Source organism: Luteimonas marina (assembly GCF_007859325.1).
GTDB lineage: Bacteria > Pseudomonadota > Gammaproteobacteria > Xanthomonadales > Xanthomonadaceae > Luteimonas > Luteimonas marina.
Genome location: NZ_VOHK01000001.1, coordinates 149,222 through 170,643 on the forward strand (window position 1 = coordinate 149,222; position 21,422 = coordinate 170,643).

Annotated in this window: 19 protein-coding genes; 5 read left to right on the forward strand and 14 right to left on the reverse strand. The window is 69.7% G+C overall.

The window, feature by feature from the left end; translation table 11 throughout:
• Positions 1–32: 32 nt before the first annotated feature.
• The 3 genes from mutL to FQY83_RS00720 all read left to right on the forward strand — a co-directional run bounded on the left by mutL (position 33) and on the right by FQY83_RS00720 (position 4,001).
• Complete coding sequence (gene mutL, locus FQY83_RS00710; protein ID WP_146384187.1) at positions 33–1,862, forward strand: DNA mismatch repair endonuclease MutL; 1,830 nt, start codon at positions 33–35, stop codon at positions 1,860–1,862.
• A 1-nt stretch (position 1,863) separates the two neighbouring features.
• A complete protein-coding gene (locus FQY83_RS00715) occupies positions 1,864–2,820 on the forward strand; it encodes a DUF1684 domain-containing protein (protein WP_238333353.1) in 957 nt (318 codons plus the stop codon).
• A 221-nt stretch (positions 2,821–3,041) separates the two neighbouring features.
• Positions 3,042–4,001, forward strand: coding sequence for a TraB/GumN family protein (locus FQY83_RS00720; protein WP_146384189.1), 960 nt, complete (start codon positions 3,042–3,044; stop codon positions 3,999–4,001).
• Positions 4,002–4,122: 121 nt separating this feature from the next.
• Here the strand turns inward: FQY83_RS00720 and rnfB are convergent, their stop codons facing one another.
• The 6 genes from rnfB to FQY83_RS00750 all read right to left on the reverse strand — a co-directional run bounded on the left by rnfB (position 4,123) and on the right by FQY83_RS00750 (position 13,721).
• Positions 4,123–4,578, reverse strand: a complete 456-nt coding sequence (gene rnfB, locus FQY83_RS00725) for an Rnf electron transport complex subunit RnfB (protein WP_146384191.1) — start codon at positions 4,576–4,578, stop codon at positions 4,123–4,125.
• A gap of 192 nt (positions 4,579–4,770) precedes the next feature.
• Positions 4,771–6,903 carry a methionine--tRNA ligase gene (metG, locus tag FQY83_RS00730; RefSeq protein WP_146384193.1) on the reverse strand — a complete coding sequence of 711 codons (2,133 nt, stop codon included), beginning with the start codon at positions 6,901–6,903 and terminating at the stop codon, positions 4,771–4,773.
• 110 nt (positions 6,904–7,013) lie between these two features.
• Entirely contained in the window at positions 7,014–7,448 is a 435-nt protein-coding gene (locus FQY83_RS00735; protein WP_146384195.1) for a DUF2147 domain-containing protein, read from the reverse strand.
• Between the two features lie 141 nt (positions 7,449–7,589).
• Complete coding sequence (locus FQY83_RS00740; RefSeq protein WP_146384197.1) at positions 7,590–8,564, reverse strand: tetratricopeptide repeat protein; 975 nt, start codon at positions 8,562–8,564, stop codon at positions 7,590–7,592.
• A 17-nt stretch (positions 8,565–8,581) separates the two neighbouring features.
• A complete protein-coding gene (locus tag FQY83_RS00745; RefSeq protein ID WP_337678293.1) occupies positions 8,582–11,419 on the reverse strand; it encodes a TonB-dependent receptor plug domain-containing protein in 2,838 nt (945 codons plus the stop codon).
• A 280-nt stretch (positions 11,420–11,699) separates the two neighbouring features.
• On the reverse strand, positions 11,700–13,721 hold the full coding sequence (locus FQY83_RS00750) for an alpha/beta hydrolase family protein (protein ID WP_238333354.1): 2,022 nt from the start codon (positions 13,719–13,721) through the stop codon (positions 11,700–11,702).
• A gap of 278 nt (positions 13,722–13,999) precedes the next feature.
• On the opposite strand from FQY83_RS00750, the gene apbC reads away from it, so the two are divergent.
• The gene (apbC, locus tag FQY83_RS00755; RefSeq protein WP_146384202.1) at positions 14,000–14,848 is read left to right on the forward strand and encodes an iron-sulfur cluster carrier protein ApbC; all 849 of its coding nucleotides are present in this window, start codon (positions 14,000–14,002) and stop codon (positions 14,846–14,848) included.
• Between the two features lie 103 nt (positions 14,849–14,951).
• Positions 14,952–15,524: a dCTP deaminase gene (dcd, locus tag FQY83_RS00760; protein ID WP_146384204.1), complete on the forward strand. Its 573-nt coding sequence runs from the start codon at positions 14,952–14,954 to the stop codon at positions 15,522–15,524.
• A 4-nt stretch (positions 15,525–15,528) separates the two neighbouring features.
• On the opposite strand, the gene pcp is transcribed toward dcd, so the two are convergent.
• From pcp to FQY83_RS00800, 8 genes are read right to left on the reverse strand one after another with little or no spacing between them, the layout of a single operon-like run.
• Positions 15,529–16,167 (reverse strand): pyroglutamyl-peptidase I, encoded by a 639-nt coding sequence (gene pcp, locus FQY83_RS00765; protein ID WP_146384206.1) that lies wholly within the window; start codon positions 16,165–16,167, stop codon positions 15,529–15,531.
• On the reverse strand, positions 16,164–17,117 hold the full coding sequence (locus tag FQY83_RS00770) for a DUF979 domain-containing protein (RefSeq protein ID WP_146384208.1): 954 nt from the start codon (positions 17,115–17,117) through the stop codon (positions 16,164–16,166). The genes pcp and FQY83_RS00770 overlap by 4 nt, the downstream gene beginning before the upstream one ends.
• A complete protein-coding gene (locus FQY83_RS00775; protein WP_146384210.1) occupies positions 17,114–17,821 on the reverse strand; it encodes a DUF969 domain-containing protein in 708 nt (235 codons plus the stop codon). Before FQY83_RS00775 ends, FQY83_RS00770 begins: the two co-directional genes overlap by 4 nt.
• Positions 17,818–18,573, reverse strand: a complete 756-nt coding sequence (locus FQY83_RS00780) for a LamB/YcsF family protein (RefSeq protein ID WP_146384212.1) — start codon at positions 18,571–18,573, stop codon at positions 17,818–17,820. Before FQY83_RS00780 ends, FQY83_RS00775 begins: the two co-directional genes overlap by 4 nt.
• Positions 18,566–19,528, reverse strand: a complete 963-nt coding sequence (locus FQY83_RS00785; protein WP_146384214.1) for a 5-oxoprolinase subunit C family protein — start codon at positions 19,526–19,528, stop codon at positions 18,566–18,568. The genes FQY83_RS00780 and FQY83_RS00785 overlap by 8 nt, the downstream gene beginning before the upstream one ends.
• Complete coding sequence (gene pxpB, locus FQY83_RS00790) at positions 19,525–20,235, reverse strand: 5-oxoprolinase subunit PxpB (RefSeq protein WP_146384216.1); 711 nt, start codon at positions 20,233–20,235, stop codon at positions 19,525–19,527. The genes FQY83_RS00785 and pxpB overlap by 4 nt, the downstream gene beginning before the upstream one ends.
• The gene (locus FQY83_RS00795) at positions 20,232–20,663 is read right to left on the reverse strand and encodes an HIT domain-containing protein (protein ID WP_146384218.1); all 432 of its coding nucleotides are present in this window, start codon (positions 20,661–20,663) and stop codon (positions 20,232–20,234) included. The genes pxpB and FQY83_RS00795 overlap by 4 nt, the downstream gene beginning before the upstream one ends.
• A 13-nt stretch (positions 20,664–20,676) precedes the next feature.
• On the reverse strand, positions 20,677–21,351 hold the full coding sequence (locus tag FQY83_RS00800; protein WP_146384220.1) for a dienelactone hydrolase family protein: 675 nt from the start codon (positions 21,349–21,351) through the stop codon (positions 20,677–20,679).
• Positions 21,352–21,422: the final 71 nt, after the last annotated feature.

The following is a 21,422-nucleotide window of genomic DNA, read 5'->3' on the forward strand; positions in this document are numbered from 1 at the left end:
GGCGCGATGCCTTTCGCCGGTATCATGCCCAGGTGGCGATCCGACAGCTCCCCGACACCCTGATCAACCAGATCGCCGCCGGCGAGGTCGTGGAACGGCCCGCGTCGGTGGTCAAGGAACTGGTGGAGAACGCGCTCGATGCCGGCGCCACGCGCATCGACATCGACCTCGAAGAAGGCGGCGTGCGCTTGATCCGGGTGCGCGACGACGGCGGCGGCATGCCGGCCGGCGAACTGCCGCTGGCAGTCTCGCGCCACGCGACCAGCAAGATCGCCAGCCTCGACGATCTCGAAGCGGTCGCCACGCTAGGTTTCCGCGGCGAGGCGCTGCCTTCGATCGCCTCCGTCAGCCGCTTCCTGATCGCGACCCGGCGTGCCGCCGACGCGCACGGCGCGGCGCTCGCGGTCGACGGCGGCCGCGTCGGCGAGATCGCGCCGAAGCAGCATCCGCAGGGCACCACGGTCGAGGTGCGCGACCTGTTCTACAACGTGCCGGCGCGGCGCAAGTTCCTGCGCGCCGAGCGCACCGAACTCGGCCACGTCGAGGAATGGCTGCGCTCGCTGGCGCTGGCGCGCCCGGACGTGGAGCTGCGCGTGTCGCACAACGGCAAGCCGTCGCGGCGCTACCGCGCGTTCGCCGAATCCGGCGGCGGCCTGTTCACCGGCGAGCGCCTGGCCGAGACCCTCGGCGAGGATTTCGCGAAGCAGGCGCTGCGCATCGAGCACGAAGGCGCAGGCCTGCGCCTGCACGGCTGGATCGCGCAGCCGTCGTACTCGCGCGCCAGCGCCGACCAGCAGTACGTCTACGTCAACGGCCGCTCGGTGCGTGACCGCAACATCGCGCACGCGGTGAAGCAGGCCTTCGCCGACGTGATGTACCACGGCCGCCAGCCGGCCTACGTGCTGTTCCTCGAACTCGACCCGACGCGCGTCGACGTCAACGTGCACCCGGCCAAGCACGAGGTGCGCTTCCGCGACTCGCGGCTGGTGCACGACTTCGTCTACCGCACGCTGCACGACGCGCTGGCCGGCACGCGCGCCGGCCTGTCCGCCGTCGCGCCCGCGGATGCCGCCGCTGCGATGGCGCCGGGCGTCGCGCCGGGCACGTTTCCCCAGCCGGGCGCGGTCGGCGCGGCGGTGCCCGCCTATGCCATGCCGCAGTCCGCGTCGCAGGTGCCGATGCGGCTGGCGGTCGACGAGGCGCGCACGGCCTATGCGGCCCTGTACGCGGCCAACGAGGACCGCCCGGCGCTGCCGAGCGCCGACGAGGCCGCCGGCGTGCCGCCGCTGGGCTACGCGATCGCGCAACTGCATGGCATCTACATCCTCAGCGAGGCGGCCGACGGCCTGATCGTGGTCGACATGCACGCCGCGCACGAGCGCATCGGCTACGAACGGCTGAAGAGCGCGCACGACAGCGAGGGCCTGCGCACCCAGCCGCTGCTGGTGCCGCAGGCGGTGGCGGTGTCCGAGCGCGAGGCCGACGTCGCCGAACAGGAAGCCGCGACCCTGGCCGACCTCGGCTTTGAAGTCTCGCGCGGCGGCCCGCAGTCGCTGCTGCTGCGCAGCGTGCCGGCGCTGCTGGCCAACGGCGACACCGAGGCGCTGCTGCGCGACGTGCTCGCCGACCTGCGCGAGCACGGCGAGAGCCTGCGCGTGCGCGACAAGCGCGACGAACTGCTCTCGACCATGGCCTGCCACGGTTCCGTGCGCGCCAACCGCCGGCTGACGATTCCGGAAATGAATGCGCTGCTGCGGCAGATGGAGGCGACGGAGCGCTCCGGACAATGCAATCATGGACGACCGACCTGGGCGCATTTCCCGCTGCCCGAAATCGACCGCTGGTTCCTGAGGGGACGTTGAGATGACGAAAGGCCTGGTGATGATCCCGTGCATGGCGCTGGCGGCGATGCTGGCGGCGTGCAGCGGCGGTGGAACCGGCGCCGCCGGCGATGCGTCGGAGGACGGCGCGAACGCGGCGCCGGCCGATCCCGCGTTCGTGGCGGAGAACGAGGCCTGGCGCGCGCAGCGCCGCGAAAGCCTGCTCCAACCCGATGGCTGGGCCAGTCTGATCGGCCTGCACTGGATCGAGCTCAACGCCCACTACGTCGGCAGCGGCGCGACCAACGGCATCCGCCTGGCCAAGGGCCCGGAGAAGATGGGCATGCTGCAGCGGCAGGGCAACAAGGTGACCCTGGCGCCGGAGAAGGACGCGGCCCTGACCGTGGACGGAGAGCCCGCGAAGGATCGCTTCGAACTGCATTCCGACCATGCGGAAGCGCCGACCGTCGTCGGTTTCGACGACGGCAAGGGCCAGCTGATGCTGATCGAGCGCGGCGGCCGCAGGGCCCTGCGCGTCAAGCACGCCGAGGCCGCGACCCTGACCGGGCTGGGGCCTCTCGACTACTGGCCGGCCGACCCGTCGTGGCGGGTCGGCGCCCGCTTCGTGCCGCATCCGCCGGGCAAGACCATTCCGATCATGGACATCCTGAGCATGCAGGATGCGCAGCCCAACCCGGGCGTGGTCGAGTTCGAACGCGGCGGCGCGAGCTACCGGCTCGAGGCGCTGGAAGGCGAGGATGGCGGCCTGTTCCTGATCTTCGCCGACCGCACCAGCGGGCACGACAGCTATGCCGCAGGCCGCTACCTCTACACCGACGCGCCCGCCGCCGACGGCTCGGTGGTCGTCGATTTCAACCGCGCCTACAACCCGCCCTGCGTGTTCACCGACTACGCGACCTGCCCGCTGCCGCCGCCGGAGAACCGCCTCGACCTCGCCGTGACCGCCGGCGAGAAGAAATACGTGAAGCCGGGAGCCTGACGGTATCCGGCTGCAAGCCGCTGTCATTCCCAGCGCAGCAAGGAATCTGCTTTTACCGCCCCTGATAGTGTTGGCAGGAAGCAGATCCTTCGCTGCGTTCGGGATGACAGCGGCAAGACTGAAGCTTCCGGCGACCGCCTCGTCACATCCGGGCCGGTCATCCTGTCATGGAAACCCGTAGCCACACACCACAAGGACACACGATGCGACTGCGCTGGAACATGCCCCGCTCCCTGATCCGCTCCGCGCTGGCCGTCGCGGCCCTGGTGGCGTTCGCCGGCGGCGTGCACGCCGATGCCGCGCGCGACGGCGCGCCCGTCCCGCTGCTGTGGAAGGTCTCGGACGACGACAACTCGCTGTACCTGCTGGGCTCGTTCCACCTGCTCAAGCCGGGCGACTACCCGCTGTCGCGCGACGTCGACGCCGCGTTCGCCGACGCCGAGACGCTGGTGTTCGAAATCCCGCCGGAGGAGCTGGGCTCGCCGGCGCTGGGCATGCAGATGGGCCAGGCCGCGCTGCGCACCGACGGCACCCAGCTCGACAGCGAACTGCCGGACGACACGAAGCAGGCGCTGGCGGCGTGGCTGCAGGCGAACGAGGCCGATCTGCAGAAGCTGCAGCTGACCCCTCAGGTCCTGCAGCTGTTCGAACCGTGGTTCGTCGCGCTGATGGTGTCCATCGTGGAGATGGGCAAGGCCGGGCTCGACCCCACGCTGGGGCTCGACGCCAACCTCGCGCAGAAGGCCAGCCAGGCCGGCAAGCCGACTTCGGGGCTGGAAACCGGGGCGGAACAGGTCGCCTTCCTCGACGGCATGGACCGGACCGAACAGCTGCAGTTCCTGCAGGAAGCGCTGAAGAGCGCCGACGAGGGCAGCGCCGAGATCGAGAAGCTGCATGCCGCATGGCGCGCGGGCGACGCCGGTCTGATGTGGGACGAGATGGCGGTGGAGATGCGCAAGCAGTTCCCCAAGCTGTACCGGCGCATCAACGTCGAGCGCAACGACGCCTGGGTGCCCAAGCTCGAGGCGAAACTGCAGGCGCCGGGGACCGACGACACCCTGGTCGTGGTCGGCGCGCTGCACCTGCTCGGCGAGGACGGCGTGGTCGAGAAGCTGCGGGCGAAGGGTTACGAGGTCGAACGCATCTGTTCGGCCTGCGCTGCCGCGGGTGCCGTGAGGTAAGCCCGGCATTGCCCCGTCAGTCCCGCGAAGGCGGGAATCCATGGACTTTGCGTTTCAAAGGCTCGACGTCCATGGATCCCCGCGTTCGCGGGGATGACGAGCGGCCGGATACGGCCCCGGATCAACCGCCCGGTGCCTGCGCCGGCCCGGGTCCGGTATCGGGAGAAGGGCGCATCTCGATGCAGTCCACCGGGCAGGCGGGCACGCACAGTTCGCAGCCGGTGCACAGCGGCGCGACGACGGTGTGCATCAGCTTGCTCGCGCCGACGATGGCGTCGACCGGGCAGGCCTGGATGCACTTGGTGCAGCCGATGCAGTCGGCCTCCACCACGATCGCCACCTGCGCGGCCTTGTGCGCGCCGCGCCCGCGGTCGTAAGGCGCCGCGGGCAGGCCGAGCAGGCGCGCGAGCGCGCGCGCGCCGGCATCCCCGCCCGGCGGGCAGCGTTCCGTGCCGGCATCGCCATGCGCCATCGCCTCGGCATAGGGCCTGCAGCCGTCGAACCCGCACTGCCCGCACTGCGTCTGCGGCAGCAGGCGGTCGAGGCGTTCGACGAGGTCGGGGCTATGGGTGTTCATGTGATCGCAGGGCGGAAGAATCCCTCGTGATCGTCATTCCGGCGAAAGCCAAGCCGTCATTCCGGCGAAAGCCGGAATCCATTTTGCCGTGGCTCTTGCTTTGATTTTGGGAAGAAGCAGAAAACAACGGCAAGATCAAAATGGATTCCGGCTTTCGCCGGAATGACGGTTACAGAGCCTGGAAGCCGATCTTCAACGAACCGGCATGCCGGGCTGCGCACCGGCATCGACATCCAGCAGCGCCAGCGCGCCACCGTCGAAGCCGGCCGAGAGGATCATGCCCTCGCTGACGCCGAAGCGCATCTTGCGCGGCGCGAGGTTGGCGATGAACACCACGCTGCGGCCGACCAGCATCGAAGGTTCGCCGTAGCTGGCGCGGATGCCGGAGAAGATCTGGCGCTGGCCGAGTTCGCCGGCGTCGAGCAGGAAGCGCAGCAGCTTGTCCGAACCCTCGACGAAGCCGCACTCGAGCACCTTGCCGATGCGCAGGTCGAGCTTCGCGAAATCGTCGATGGACACGTACTCACCTGCAGGAGCGGCTTCAGCCGCGAGCGCTTTCCCTTCGGTCTTTGCAACGGCCGTCGCGGTCGCGGCTGAAGCCGCTCCCACGGGCGCCTGTGCGGGGGCGGTGGCCAGGGTGTCCTTCGAGGCTTCGGTCATGGAGTCGATCTGCTTCGGGTCGATGCGGGTGAACAGCGGCGCGTAGGCGGCGAGCGTGCGTCCGGCCAGGTCGCTGCGCGCGCCCGGCCGCAGCTCGACGCCGAGATACTGTTCCACCTTCGCGGAGATCGTCGGCAGGATCGGCTTGAGCGTGGCGGCGATGTCGGCGAACGCCTGCAGCGCGGTGGACAGCACCAGGTGCAGGTCGCCGCGGCGCGCGGGCTCCCTGGCCAGCGCCCACGGCGCGGTGCGGGCGATGTACTCGTTGACCCGGTCGGCCGCTTCCATCGTGCCGCGGGCGACGGCGGCGAAGTTGCCCTGTTCGTACAGCGCCGGCGCCTGCGCCGCCGCCTCCAGCACCGTCGCCAGCAGCGCTTCGGACTCCGCCGCCCAGCCTTCGGACAGGCCGTCGGGCGTGCCCGCCGCCAGGGTGTTGTCGAACTGGCCCTGCAGCAGCTTCGCGCAGCGGCTGGCGATGTTGACGAACTTGCCGACGAGGTCGCTGTTCACGCGCGCGACGAAGTCCGACAGGTTGAGGTCGAGATCGTCGACGCCGCCCGACGACTTGGTGGCGAAGTAATAGCGCAGCGCTTCGGGGTCGAGCCCGCTGTCGAGATAGGTGCGCGCCATCACGAAGGTGCCGCGCGATTTCGACATCTTGGCGCCGTCGACGGTCAGGTAGCCGTTGACGTGCAGGCGCTCGGGCATGCGCAGGCCGTTGCCGTCCAGCACCGCCGGCCAGAACAGGCCGTGGAAGTTGACGATGTCCTTGCCGATGAAGTGGCGCAGCTCGGCATGGTCGCCGGGCCTGAGCATGGCTTCGAACGCAGCCTCGTCGAAGCCGGCCTTCCTGCCGCTGCGCGCGAGCGCGAGCAGGCTGGAGAAATAGCCGATCGGCGCGTCCAGCCAGACGTAGAAGTACTTGCCCGGATGGCCCGGGATCTCGAAGCCGAAGTAGGGCGCGTCGCGCGAGATGTCCCAGTCGCGCAGGCCGCCCTCGGCGTCGATCCACTCGCGCAGCTTGGCCTTGACGCCGGGAATGCCGACATCGCCCTCCAGCCACGCGCGCAGCACCTCGGTGAAGTCGCCCACCCTGAAGAAGAAGTGCTCGGACGCGCGCAGCTCGGGCGTGGCGCCGGAGACCACCGAGCGCGGGTTCTTCAGCTCGGTCGGCGAATAGGTCGCGCCGCAGACCTCGCAGTTGTCGCCGTACTGGTCCTGCGCGCCGCAGTTCGGGCAGGTGCCCTTGACGTAGCGGTCGGGCAGGAACATCGACTTGACCGGGTCGTAGAGCTGTTCGATCGAGCGGCGGTCGATATGGCCGCCGGCCTCCAGCGCCGCGTAGAAGCGCCCGGTCAGCTCGCGATTCTCGGGCGAATGGGTCGAGTGGTACCAGTCGAAGTCGACCCGGAAGTCGGCGAAGTCGCGCTCCTGGCTGGCCTGCGTGACCTTGATGAAGTCTTCCGGCGCCACCCCGGCCTTTTCCGCCGCCAGCATGATCGGTGTGCCGTGGGTGTCGTTGGCGCAGACGAAATGGACCGTGCCGCCCGCCATGCGCCGGGCGCGGACCCAGATGTCGGCCTGGATGTAGCCGACCAGGTGGCCGATGTGCAGGTGGCCGTTGCCGTAGGGCAGGGCGCTGGTGACGATGGCGGGGCGTGGCATTGGGCGGCTGCTTGCGGGGGCCGCGAATTATCGCATGGCCCGCCGGACCGGCCCGGAACGAGAAAGGCCCGGCGATGCCGGGCCTTTGCCGTGCGGAACGGGGCCGTGGCCTACTGGCGCAGCCAGACCTGCGACTTGCAGATGAAGGCGACGCAGCCCGACACCTCGAGCTTGCCGCCGCCGTCGATCAGCTTCATCTTCGACTTGTAGACCTTGCCCTCGTCGGGCTTGAGGATCGTGCCGCCGGCGTAGGCGTCGCCGTCCTTCTTCATGCCGCGGATGATCTCCATGCCGGTGATCGGCTTGTCCTTGCGGTCGTCCTTGCACTTGTCGCAGGCGGGATTGGGCTTGCTGGGATTGAGCAGTTCGACGATGCGCCCGCTGAGCGTCCCGTTCGCATTCTGCTTGATCTCGACGACCGACTTCGCCTGCCCGGTCTGGTCGTCGATGGTTTTCCAGCGGCCTTCGGCGGGGTCGGCGGCGTGGGCGGGCAGCGCGAACGCCAGCAGGGCGGTCGTGAAGACACCCGTCAGGATCTTGTGCATCGGGTCATTCCTCCAAAGATGATGAAACCTCACGAACCGGCACGTTCGCGGCCACGTGTCTTGTACAGCATCGAGATCGCCCGGGACAATGACGATCGCACGGCGTTCAGGCGGGAAACGGGCGCGTGGCCTCGTCCGGTATCAGCGGGGCGGATTCTCCCCGTCGGCCGGCTGCCGCGGACCCGGTTCGGGGCTGTCCTGAGCCCCGTCGTCCGGGGGCGTAGAGGCGTCGCGAACCTGCTGCACGTCGCCAACGTGAACGCGACCGGTGCGCAGATTGGTCCAGATCGAATCCTGCCATGCCCGGTACTGCTGCGGGTCCCAGTACCTCGGATGGTAGTACTGCGTCGAATCGATCGTGCCGACGCCCGGCACGACGATCTGCACCGGGCTGGAGGTGGACCCCAGGCGGCTTCCGCTCATTTTCCTCAGCTCGCGTTGCAGGACCTGGGCCAGGCGCGGTTCCGTCACCTCGTCCGCGTATTCGGCGCGGATGCCCGGGCCTTCTCGTTCCGCGCGTGCCCGCTCGTGTTCGTCCAGCTGCTGCCAGTAGAGCTCGCGCTTCTCGACGAAGCTGGTGTAACCGCGTTCCGCCGCCAGGCTCATCCAGACCCAGGCGAGCGCGCGGTCCACGTCCGAGCCCCATCCGATCCACAGCATTTCGCCGAGGATGGCCTGCGACGGCTTGTCGCCGTAGTAGGCCGCGCGCCTGAACGCCTGGATCGCCTTCGGATGGTCCTTCTCCGCGTAGGCGTCCAGCCCGCGCGAACGGTGGAGCAGGTCCGGATGGCCGTCCAGGAAGCCGGCGGCCACCATGAACGGGTCGATGGTCGGGTCCTGGCGCTTGGTCTTGTCGGCACCCGGCGCCGCGGCGGCCGGCAGCAGGAGCAGGAGTGCGACGAGGAGCGATGGGATCAGGCGCGTGATGTGCATGGTCGGGAATGTTCCGGGATATGGAATGGTACGGCGGCGCGCATCGCAGTCGATCAGCGCCAGGCCGGCAATACGAAGACGCGGTGCCGCGGCCGATGTGACCGGGATGCGTACCGCCGCCCGCCGTGCCCGGCGGGCGCGCAAAAAGGAAGCGGCGCTTGCGCGCCGCTTCCGGTCCTGCATTGCAACGATGCTCGCGATCAGAACTTGTAGTTGTAGCGAGCGAACAGCGTACGGCCGTAGAGATCGTACTGCGTGGCGAACGCCGGGACGTTGCCGTAGCGGGTGGCGACGCCGTTGGATACGACCGGCGGCAGTGCGTTGAACGCGTTGCGGACGCCGACCAGCATCGACCACTTCGGCTGGTTGTAGCGGAGCGAGAACGCGTGGTAGACGCGCGAGTCGGCCCAGATGTCGCGCTGCGCGTTCGGCATGCCCTGGTAGGTGAACGTCGGGCTGAGATCGAAGTTGCTGGTCTCGTCGACGTAGTCCATGAACCAGGTGTAGGTGAAGTCGCCGCGCGTCACGCCGGCGCGCAGGTTGCCCACCAGCTCCGGGAAACCGATGTAGCCGGTCAGGTCGTCGCGGGTCTGGCCGCTTTCAGCCGAGTTGCTGAACAGCAGGTAGTAGTTCTCCGTGGTGTAGGTGAACGAAGCCTCGAGCTCCAGCTTGCCCCACGCGAAGTCGTTGTCGTAGCGCGCGAGCAGGTCGTAACCGCGGGTCTTCTGCTTGTTGATGTTGATGTAGGTCGCGTAGACGTCCGTGATCATGTGCGCCTGCGGATGACCGGCCGGATTGCGCTCGAGCATGTCGCAGAAGTTGTTCGGGAACGTCGGTGCGCCGTAGCAGCCGCCCACGATGTTCGCGGCGGTCAGCGTGCTGATCTGACCCTGGACGTCGTACTCGAAGTAGTCCAGCGCCACGCTGATCGGTGCGAAGGTCGGGGTCCAGATCAGGCCCACCGTCTGCGCCTTGGAGCGCTCGGGCGTCAGGAAGCCCGCACCGCCGCCCTGGAAGACCTCGGCGGAGGAGCTGCCGGCTGCGGTGTAGTCGTCCGGGATGCCGATCGCGGCGCAGTTCGCGCGGATGTTGTCGTTGCTCGACTCACCCCAGCGGATGCACGGGTCGATCGCGGTCTGGGCGAGGAAGCCCGACAGGTTGCCCAGATACAGCTCGTACAGGCCGGGGGCGCGGTACGAGGTGCCCTTGGTGGCGCGCACGCGGAACGACGGGACGATCTGCCAGCTCAGGCCGGTCTTCCAGACCTTGTCCGAATCGCCCACCGAGTCGTAGTCGAACCAGCGGCCCGACACGTTCCAGACCAGCGACTCGAACGCCGGGACGCCCTTCAGCAGCGGGACTTCGATCTCGGTGTAGATTTCCTTCACCTTGTCCTCGCCCTTGGTCACCTGGGCGCTGCTCTGGCCCCACAAGTCACCGGACAGTTCCATCTCGCTGGGCTGGTCGTGGATGCTGAAGTCGCGGTATTCCACGCCGATCGCGGCGCCCACCGCGCCGGCGGGCAGGTTGAACAGCTCACCGGTGACGACGCCGCTGAACACCAACTGGTCGTAGACGGTATTGCCGGTGTGCCACTTTCCGATCGCCGCCTCCAGCTGGTCCATGCACGCGCCGCTCAGGATGCAGGGCTGGAAGTAGTCGATGCGGGTCGTGCCGCTGTTGGCGCGGCCCAGGTCGCCGGTGAGGGCGGTGGAGATGGCGCCGACGCTGTAGTCGCCGTCGGAGCGGGAGTACGACAGGTCCGCCTGCCAGGCCCAGGTGTCGGTGAAGCCGAACAGGCCGTCGAGGCCGGTGTTGATGTAGCCGTAGTTGACCTCGATGCTCTGGTCGGAGTTGTACGGCATGATCGGCATGGCGTAGCCGGACGGCACCGGGCCTTCCACGATCGGGAAGAACTGGCGCATGCGGTGGGTGTCGGTGGTGCGGCGGTTCAGCAGCACTTCCGTATCCCAGTTGACGTTGCCGAACGAGAAGCTGGAGCTGGCGAAGACGTTGAACCGCTCCTGGCGGTCGATCAGCTGCACGTCGTTCCACAGTTCGCTGGCCAGGACCTGCATGTGGCCGGCGCGCGGCGAGTTGGCGTAGTTCGTCGACACGTTGGGCACGTAGCCCGGCAGCAGGCCGATCGTCGAGCCGTCCTGCGAGGGCACGTAGCGGACGCCGGTGAAGTAGTCGTCGACGCCGTTGATGATGCCGTTGTTGAGGCAGCCTTCCAGGCGGGTGCCCGCATTGATCGAGCGGTCTTCACGGTCGATGCGGTTGCCGTTGGCATCCCACACCAGGTCCTCGGCGCAGCGCAGGAAGCGCCGGTCGCCGAACTTCAGGGGCTTGTGCAGGTAGTACTCGCCCGCCAGGACGATGGAGCCGTTGTCGAAGTTCCAGCCGTTGGCCGCCGAGAGGTTGAAGACCTCGCCGCCGCCGTTGAAGGGGGCGCGGGTGCTGACCGTGATCTCGGGCCTGTCGATGTTCTTGCGGGTGATCAGGTTGACCACGCCGGCGACCGCGTCGGAGCCGTAGATGGACGAGCTGCCGTCCTTCACGATTTCCACGCGCTGCAGGATCGAGGAGGGAACGACGTTGAGGTCGAACGCGCCGACCTGGCCGCGGGTACCCGCCGGGCCGGGACGATGGCCGTTCAGCAGGACCAGCGAGCGCTGGGCGCCGAGGCCGCGCAGGTCGACCGACTGGCCGCCGGTGCCGCCTTCGACGACGAAGCCCGCGAACTGGTGGCTGATCTGGGTCGAGCCGGCCGCGACGCTGGACTTCTGCAGGAACTCGGCGGTATCGACCTGGCCGACCGAGACGTTGGTGTCGGCGGTGATGACCTGCACGGGCGAGGTCGTGTCGTACTCGACGCGGCGCAGCAGCGAGCCGGTGACGGTGATCTTCTCGAGCTCGGTGGCCCGGGTCTGGGGTTGAGCTTCAGCTTCGGCCTGCTCGGCCTCCTGCGGCTCTGCGGCCTGTTCCTGGGCCATGGCGACGGTGCCGTAGAGGCAGCCGGCGACTGCTACGAACAATGGCAACTTCTTGAAAACGTTGCGCTTATTGGTATTTCCACGCATGTTGGTGAATCCCCGTTTAATGTTGTGAGACTAACGTGATGTTATGTCCACGTTAACCGAGTATAAGCGGGGCTGTTAGCAATTCGCAAACCTTTCGTTGCTGTTCGGCAAACATCCCGTGGTAGGCAGGTTTGTGCGTTGCAATTGCCGACGATTCCATTCCTCCTTTCGTGACGCAAAACAAGGGCCCCGGCATGCCGGGGCCCTTTTGCGCGTCGTGGGATGTTGGAGAAGCCTACAGGCCGCCCGGCCCGCAATCCTTGCGGAGGAAGTCTTCCATCAGGCCCAGCATCGTCTCGTGGTGCCGGTAGTACCAGGGCATGCTGTGCGGCTGGTCGGGGATCAGCTGGAACTTGGCCGGGACCTTGTCCTTGACGGCATTGTAGAAGTTGCTTGCGTGCAGCGAGGGCGTGCGCACGTCGCGATCGCCGACGAACAGCAGGACCGGGATGTTGGCCTTGTCGGTGTTGCGCATCGGGTCCATGCCGGTGACGGTCGTGCCCTGCAGGATGCGCTGCAGGTGGTTGTCGCTCCAGGTCCGGCCCAGGCGCGTCAGGTCGGTCACCGGGGCACCGGAGATCGCGCACTGGTAGGGGCTGTTCGGACGTACCACCGCGGCGGCGGCGGCGAAGCCGCCATAGGAGTAGCCGAAGATGGCGATGCGGTCCGGATCGGCGATGCCTTCCTTCACCAGCCAGGCCGCGCCATCGTCCTTGTCGTCCTGCATCTTCTGGCCCCATTCGGCGTCGCCGGCGAGCCAGAGCTTGTGGCCGAGCCCCGCAGAGCCCCGGTACTGCGGACGCAGCACGGCGTATCCACGCGAGGTCAGGAACGGAACCCAGCCCGACCCGTCCCAGCCGGCGTAGTCGCGCGACCAGGGGCCGCCGTGCGGATGGATGATCGTCGGCAGCGGGCCGTCGCCCGCCGTCCAGCCGGCGGGCAGGTCGAGGATGGCGGGGATCTTCAGTCCGTCGCGGGCGGTGTAGGTGACCCACCTCTGCTCGCCGATGTCAGCCGGCTTGAGCCAGGGGCGCTGGCTGCCGAGCGCGATCACCCGCTTGCGATCCACGAGCAGGCCGTAGGCCGGCGGATTCTGCGCGCTGCTCGCGGAGAACAGGACGCGGGACAAGTCGTTGTTGTAGCCGCTGATGGCGATTGACTGGTTCGGGTACGCCTGCTTCAGCGAAGCCTGGATCGACGCCATGTCCGGATCGACGTAGGTGGCCTCGCGCTGGGGGCCGTCGACGATGAAGCCGAGCACCTTGTTGAAATTGCTCGGCTGCGAGCCGAGGATCAGGCCGCTGATCGAGAACTCCGGGTGCGCGACCAGCGCCTCGTCGTCGAACTTGCGCGTCGTCGGGTCGTACATCCAGGCCTGGACCTGGTCGGAGAACAGGTCGGTCAGCACGTAGAACTTCCCGGTCTGCTCGTCGATGCCGGTGATGCCCACGGTGTAGCGTTCGCTGACCTTGCGGGTGAGGTTGGCATGGACCTCGAACTCGCCGCTCTTGGGGTTCTTGATGAGGATGCGCTGTTCGAACTCGCTGCCGCCGATCGGCTCGATCTCCGTCCGGGTCAGGACTTCGCCGTTGCGGGGATTGAACAGGCCCGGGCTGGTGCGGCCGCCGCCGCGGAACAGCAGCTTGGTCTCGTTGGTGCGCAGGTTGTACAGATAGAAGTTGCTGCCCAGCGTGGTGCTGTTGAGCTGCTGGATGATGACGTTGTCGGGGTCCAGCGGCAGGCCGTTGACCAGGTTCGCGGTACCGGCGATCTCCAGGCAGCGCTGCATGTCTTCCGACACCCCGATGCGGCGGGTGTTGTCGGCGAAGGCGTCGGAGAACTTCTTGTGCCCGGTGTCGCCGAGATAGGCCTTGGTCACGAAGGTCTTGGTGGCGCCGGTGGTCCGGCCCTCGCCGCAGCCGGCGAGCTGGCCGGTCCATTCCTGGCGGCCGATGACCAGGATGCGGTCGGCCTTCATCGCGCTGGTGGCGATGAACTTCATGCGGTCGCCGGACGGGGTGATGGTCGGCCCCTTGTCCAGGTTGTCCAGGTCCCAGGTCGCCACGCCGGTGTCCCGGTTGTTGGACCCGGGCAGCGCGACGATCGCGGCCAGGTTCTTGCCGTCCGTGCTCATCGACACCGACTGGATGTCCGGCAGGCGCGCGAACGATTCGATCGGAATGGGCTGCGCTGCCGGCACGCTGCCTGCCACCAGGCACAGGGAGAGAGCAGCGGCCTGCAGGAACTTCGGTTTCATCATCACGCCCCCGGAATACTGAATTCAGTGTGGATAGGTTCTGGCCGTCCCGCTGCGGCGCCGGATACTGGCCGGAGCCGCGGGAACCTGGCTGTCGAGCGTGAATAGTAGCGGCTGCGTTGCCGGATGGGGCGACGCAGCCGCATGGAACATGGCGTATCTGCGCGCCAGCGCGTTGGATCGCGCATGTGGACGGCATGCGATGCCTGCGACGACCGGGAACGCAGTGCGGGCGGGGTAGACTGCCCGCCATCGTTCACAGTTGCTGCCCGGCCTCCATGGCAATCCATTCCCACGCGGTCCAGCCCCGGCTTTCGCCGCTCCCGCACGTACGCAACATCCTGGCCGTGGGCTCCGGCAAGGGCGGCGTCGGCAAGTCCACCACGGCGGTGAACCTGGCGCTGGCGCTGGCCGCAGACGGCGCCCGGGTCGGCGTGCTGGATGCCGATGTCTATGGCCCGAGCATCCCGACCATGCTGGGCCTGTCGGGCAAGCCGGACAGCCCGGACGGCAAGTCGATCGCGCCGATGCGGGCGCACGGGATCGAGGCGATGTCGATCGGGCTGCTGGTGGAGGCCGACACGCCGATGATCTGGCGCGGGCCGATGGCGACCTCGGCGCTGACGCAGTTGCTCAACGACACGCTCTGGGGCGGGGAGGAGGGGCTGGACTACCTGATCGTCGACCTGCCGCCGGGGACCGGCGACATCCAGCTGACGCTGGCGCAGAAGATCCCGGTGGCCGGTGCGGTGGTGGTGACCACGCCGCAGGACGTGGCGACGCTCGATGCGCGCAAGGCGCTGCGGATGTTCGGGAAGGTGGAGGTGGCGGTGCTGGGGCTGGTCGAGAACATGGCCCAGCACGTGTGCTCGAACTGCGGGCACGTCGAGCACCTGTTCGGACAGGGCGGGGGCGAGCGGATGGCGGCGCAGTACGGCGTGCCGCTGCTGGGTTCGCTGCCGCTGGAGATCGGGATCCGCGAGCAGGGCGATGCCGGGGTGCCGATCGTGGCGTCCGCGCCGGAGTCCGCCGCCGCCGCGGCCTACCGCGGGACCGCGCGCAGGCTGGTCGAGGAACTGTCGAAGCGCCCGCGCGCGGCGCGGGGCATTTCCGCGTCGCTGCTGTAGGGCGGGCCTTGGCCCGCCGTTGCGCTGCGTGTCGACGGTTCCGGCGGGCCGAGGCCCGCCCTACAATGTCGGAATCGGGCCGAACGGCCGCAGGGAACATCGCATGAGCATCAAGAGCGACCGCTGGATCCGGCGGATGGCGGAACAGCAGGGCATGATCGAGCCGTACGAGCCGGGGCAGGTGAAGGAGGCCAACGGCGGGCGCATCGTCAGCTACGGCACCTCCAGCTACGGCTACGACGTGCGCTGCTCGCGCGAGTTCAAGGTGTTCACCAACATCAACTCGACGATCGTCGATCCCAAGCACTTCGACCCGAAGAGTTTCGTCGACATCGAGGCCGACGAGTGCATCATCCCGCCCAACAGCTTCGCACTGGCGCGCACGGTGGAGTACTTCCGCATCCCGCGCGACACCCTGGTGGTGTGCCTGGGCAAGAGCACCTACGCGCGCTGCGGGATCATCGTCAACGTCACCCCGCTCGAACCAGAGTGGGAAGGGCACGTGACGCTGGAGTTCAGCAACACCACGCCGCTGCCGGCGCGGATCTACGCCAACGAGGGCGTGGCGCAGATGCTGTTCTTCCAGTCCGACGCCGACGATGTCTGCGAGACCTCGTACCGCGATCGCGGCGGCAAGTACCAGGGCCAGACCGGGGTCACCCTGCCGCGGACCTGAGCGCCTATTCGGTTGCGCCCGCGCCGATGCGGCGGTCCACGGGCGTGGTGAGCGCGGTGCGGATCGCGATGCGCAGCGCCTCGGTGGTCACGTCCAGCGGCAGCACGGCGGTGGGCGGTACGTGCACGAAGCCGGCGCGGATGCGGCGGCGCCTGCGCAGCGCGTGCATCAGCCCGAAGAACACGTGGTTGCAGACGAAGGTGCCGGCGGTCTGGGAGACCTCGGCCGGGATGCCGGCCTCGCGAAGCGCGGCGTACATCGCCTTGACCGGCAGGGTCGAGAAGTAGGCCGCGGGCCCGTCGCGCAGGATCGGCTCGTCGATCGGCTGGCGTCCGGCGTTGTCGGGGATCCGCGCGTCGTCGACGTTGATCGCGACGCGCTCGAACGAGATCGCGTCGCGTCCACCCGCGAGCCCGACGCACAGCACCAGTGCGGGCCGCAGCTCGCGGATCGCGCGCCGCAGCCGCGCCAGCGATGCTCCGAATTCCACCGGCAGCTCGCGCGCGACGATGCGGTGCCCGGCAACGCGCCGGCCGTGCAATGCGCGAACTGCTTCCCAGCTCGGATTCCGGTCGTCACCGTCGAACGGCGCGAAGCCGGTCAGCAGCACGGTCGGCGCGGGTTGGCGTGGGCGTGCGCTCATCGGAACACGATGAAGTACATGAGCACGATGTTGCAGGCGAGCAGCGGCAGGGCGGTCGCGACCTGCTGGCGGATCACCGCGTTCGGGTCGCGGAGTTCCAGCAGCGCGGCGGGCACGAGGTTGAAGTTCGCCGCCATCGGCGTGAGCAGGGTGCCGCAGTAGCCCGACAGCATGCCGATCGCGGCCAGCGGCGCGGCGTCGGCGCCGTGCAGTTGCACCAGCAGCGGCAGGCCGATGCCGGCGGTCATCACCGGGAACGCGGCGAAGGCGTTGCCCATGACCATCGTGAACAGCGCCATGCCCAGCGCATAGGCGAGGACCACGACGAAGCGGTTGTCGACCGGGATCGCCCGCTGCACCAGTTCCGCCACCGCCTCGCCCACGCCCGCGGCCGCGAACACGCCGCCGAGGGTGGCCAGCAGCAGCGGCAGGATCGCGGCCCAGCCGACGGCGTCGATCAGGCGGCGCGACTGTTCGACCGCGCTCCACGGTGTCTGCCGGGTCAGCCGGCAGGCGGCGACCGCGGCGACCACGCAGGCGAGGCCGAGCGCGACCAGGGTGGTCTGCTCGCGGCCGAGCAGGAACACCTCGCCCCACCGCAGGTCCTTGAGCACCACCGCGAACAGCACCACCGTGCCGGGGATCAGCAGGGCCGGCCAGAACAGGCGGTTGCCCAGGCGCGTGGCTTCGGCGCGCTTGGCCTCGTCCGCGGGTTCGTCGTAGCGGCCGCGGGCGAGCCCGCCGAAGCCGGCCAGGCAGGCCAGCGCCACGACCACGATGCCGACGACGGCCGGCGGCAGCCGCTCGGCCGCGAGGAACATCAGGCCGAGCAGGGCCCAGAACAGCGCGGTGGTATGGCGGCGTGGGTTGTGCCGGTCGCGCAGGCCCAGCGCGGCGACCGCGAGCAGGTAGGCGCCGGCGAGCCAGTAGATGAGCTGCAGCGTGATCATGGCGCCGGCTCCCGCTCCGCCGATGCCTGCAGCGCGGCCGCTTCGCGCGCCAGCTGCGCGTCCATCCGCAGCAGCCGCGAGGTGTGGATGAGGAAGGCGCAGATCGCGGTGGGGATGCCCCACAGCGCGATGTGCAGCGGTTCGAGCACGATGCCGTGCTCGGCGAAGAAGCCCTGCATCAGCAGCACCGCGCCGAAGGCGATGAACACGTCCTCGCCGAAGAAGCGGCCGACGTTCTCGCTGGCCGCGGTCATCGCCTTGATCCGCTCGCGGGTCGCCTCGGGCAGCGCGCCGTGGCTGTTCTCGGCGGCGCCGACCGCCATCGGCGCCATCAGCGGGCGCACCGTCTGCGCGTGCCCGCCGAGGTCGACCAGGCCTAGCGCCGACAGCAGCTGGCGTCCGCCGAGATAGGCGGTGAGCGCGCGCCCGGCGGTGGCGCCGCGCAGCCGCGCGATCCACTGCTGCGCGCGTTCCTTCAGGCCATGGCGCTCCAGCAGGCCGATCGCCGGCAGCGTCAGCAGGAACAGCGCGAGGTAGCGCTGCTTGGTGAAGGACTCGCCGATCAGCGCCAGCACGTCGGTCGGCGTGATGCCGGCGAGCAGCCCGGTGGCGATACCGGCGACCACGACGACGAGCGCGGGATTGAGCCGCAGCACGAAACCGATCACGACCAGCGCGATGCCGAGCAGCGGCCAATAGTTCATGCCGCGGCTCCCGGGTGCGCGACGCGGACGCCTTCGGCTTCGAGCGCCGCACGCAGCGAAGCGGCGAAGCGCGCGGCGTCGGGGCGGTCGCCGTGCAGGCACAGCGTGTCGGCGCGCAGCGGGACGCGGCTGCCGTCGAGGGCGATCACCGCCTGCTCGCGCAGCATGGTGCGCACCTGCGCCAGCGAGGCGTCGAGATCGTCGATCACCGCGCCGGGCCGGTCGCGCGGCACCAGCCGGCCTTCGTCGGTGTAGCGGCGTTCGGCGAAGGCTTCCTCGGCGACCGGCAGGCCGGCAAGGCGGCCTGCCTCGGCCAGTGCGGAACCGGACAAGGCGTACAGCCACAGCGCCGGGTCGATGGCCTGCACCGCGGCCGCGATGGCGTCGGCGACATCGGCGTCGCGCGCGGCCAGGTTGTAGAGCGCGCCGTGCGGCTTGACGTGGCGCAGGCGCGCGCCGGCCGCTTCGCAGACCGCCGCCAGCCGCCGCACCTGCGCCAGCACCAGCACGTGGATGGCGCCGGCGCCGAGGTCGAGTTCGCGCCGGCCGAAATGCGCGCGGTCGACGAACGAGGGATGCGCACCGATTGCGACGCCGTGTCGCAGGCACAGCGCGACGGTCGCGCGCATGCTGCCCTCGTCGCCGGCATGGCCGCCGCAGGCGATGCTGGCGGAACTGAGATAGGGAACGATGGCCGCGTCGTCGCCGCAGCCTTCGCCGAGGTCGCAGTTGAAATCGATGCGCTCAGGCACGGCGGTCGTTCTTCGCGTCGAGGGCCAGCGCGATTCTATGCAGGCGCTGGCGCTGGCCGCAAAGCGCGCGATGCGCCTCGGCCTGCGTGCAGGGCGCGAAGCGCAGGCGTTCGCCCGGGCGCAGTTGCGCGAGCACCGGCCAGTCGGCGCGGATCGCGTGCCCGATGCGCGGATAGCCGCCGTGGGTCTGCGCGTCGGCGAGCAGCACGATCGGCTGCCCGTCGGGCGGCAGTTGCACGGTGCCGGGCACGACCGGTTCGGAGACGCGCTCGCCGCGGTCCGCCGCTTCGAGCGCGTTGCCCTGCAGGCGCAGGCCCTGGCGGTTGCTGTCGGGGGCGACCTGCCATGTCTGCGCGAACAGGGCGTCGGTGGGCGTGGTGGCGTCGCTGCCGGGGAGGAGGCGCACGAGTGGATCGCCGCCGGGCGGTCGGTCGTCGAACGCGGGATCGATCCACCAGGCCGGGACGTGGAGCGCATCGACAGCGACGCTGCTGTCCAGCGGCAGCCGGTCACCGCGCCGCAGCGGACGGCCCTCGCAGCCGCCGAAGCCGGCGCGCAGGTCGGTGCTGGCGCTGCCGAGGACCGGCGCGACGGCCAGCCCGCCGTGCACGGCCAGGTAGGCCCGCGCACCGTCCAGGCAGCGGCCGAGGCGCAGCACGCTGCCGGCGGGCAGGTCGAGCGGTCGCGAAGCGGGGACCGGCGTGCCGTCCACGTCGGCATCGAGGCCGGCGCCGCACAGCGCGACGCGGGCCGCGGCGTGGAAGCGCAGCGTTGGCCCGGACAGGGTCAGTTCGAGCACCGGCGCGCCCGGCGGGTTGCCGGCGAGCAGGTTCGCGAGCGCGAACGACCAGGGGTCGAGCGCGCCGGCGGTGGCGATGCCGTGGCGGCGCAGGCCGCTGCGCCCGCCGTCCTGCAGCAGGGTGGCGAAGCCGGGCGCGAGGACTTCGATCCTCATGCGCCGGCGCCGGCGGACAGGGCGTCGAAGCCGGCTTCGTCGATTGCGACGAAGCGCACGCGCTGTCCCGCGGCGAGCAGGCAGGGCGCCTCGCGCGTCGCGTCGAACAGCGCCAGCGGCGTGCGCCCGATGACGTGCCAGCCGCCGGGGCTTTCGCGCGGATAGATGCCGGTCTGCGCGCCGCCGATCGCGACGCTGCCGGCCGGCACGCGCGTGCGCGGAGTGGCGCGGCGCGGCATCGCCAGCCGCGGGTCGAGGCCGAGCAGGTAGGGGAAGCCGGGCGCGAATCCCACCATCGCGACGCGATAGTCGCCGGCGCAGTGCCGCGCGACCACCTCCCGCGGCGACAGGCCCGCATGCGCAGCGAGCGCGTCGAGGTCGGGGGCGAAGGCGGGCGCGTGGCAGACCGGGATGTCGAACGGGGCGGTTTCGGCACCCGGCGCGGGGCAGGCCGCATCCGGTCCATCGAGCAGCGCGCGCAGCCAGTGGTGCGCGGCCTGCAGGTAATTTTCGCCGTCCGCAGCGTCGTCGAGGAACACCGCCAGGGAGGCATAGGCCGGCACCACCTCGCGCAGCCACGCCGGCCGCGCGGCCTCGATGCGCGCCGCCAGCGCGTGCACGCGCGCGTTCACGTCGGCGTCGATGCGGCGATCCAGCCGCAGCAGCAGCGCGTCCTCGCCGAGCGGCTCGATCGTGGTGTCGTTCACGCGCGCAGCGCGGCGTCCAGCAGGCGGATGCGCTCGACCAGCGCGTCGGGCGTGTAGGGGCGCGCGGCGACGCGGCCCCAGACCGGGGCGGGCCAGGCCGGATCGTGCTCGAAGCGCGCGATCACGTGCACGTGCAGCTGCGGCACGAGGTTGCCGAGCGCGGCGACGTTGAGCTTGAACGGCCGGAACACCTCGCGCAGCACGCGCGCGGCGCGGTCGATCTCGTCGGTCAGCAGGTGCCGCTGCGCGGCGTCGAGGTCGATCAGTTCGCGCGCCTCGGGCAGGCGCGGCACCAGCACCAGCCACGGGTAGTTCGCGTCGTCCATCAGCCGCAGCTCGCACAGTTCGAACACGGCCAGCGGGTGGGTATCGGCAGCAAGCTGCGGATGCAGTTCGTAGTGCGTCGGTGCGTGCGTATGCCTGCCCATGGCGAGCCTCCGGTCAGCGCAGTGCGGTTTCGAGGAAGGCCAGCGTGCGCCGGCGCGCGAGCGCGGCGCTGGCGGCATGGAAATGCCGCGGGTCGACGTCGCGGTTGAAGGCGTGGCCGGCGCCGGGATAGACGTGCAGTTCGGCACCGGGCTGCGCATCGCGATGCGCTTGGATGTCCTCCGGCGGCGTGCTGGCGTCGTCCTCGCCGAAATGGAACAGCATCGGCGCGCGCAGCGGTTCGCCGAGGAACGGCCGCGTGCGCGCGCCGTAGTAGGACACCGCGGGCAGGCCCAGCCGGGTGTTGGCGAGGAAGGCCATGCTGCCGCCCCAGCAGAACCCGACCACCGCCACCTTCAGTCCTTCCGCCTGCAGGTGGGCCGCCGCGGCGCGCACGATCGCGACCGCGCCGTCCGTGCCCAGTTCCGACACCAGCGCGCGACCGCGGGCGAAGCCGGCTTCGTCATAGCCAAGCTCCACGTTGCGCGAGACCGGGTCGAACAGCGCGGGCGCCAGCGCCACGTAGCCGGCGGCGGCATAGCCGTCGGCGACGCTGCGGATGTGTTCGTTGACGCCGAAGATCTCCTGCAGCACCACCACGCCGCCCAGCGCCGCGGCGCGGTCGGGCGGGGCCGAGCGCCAGGCGTCGATCGGCCCCTGCGGCGCCTGGATGACGATGTCCTGGCCCATGCCGTCGCCTCGTCCGTGCGGATGACCCGATTCTAGCGGAGGGGGCGTGAGGCGGGTTCAAGGTCCGGCGC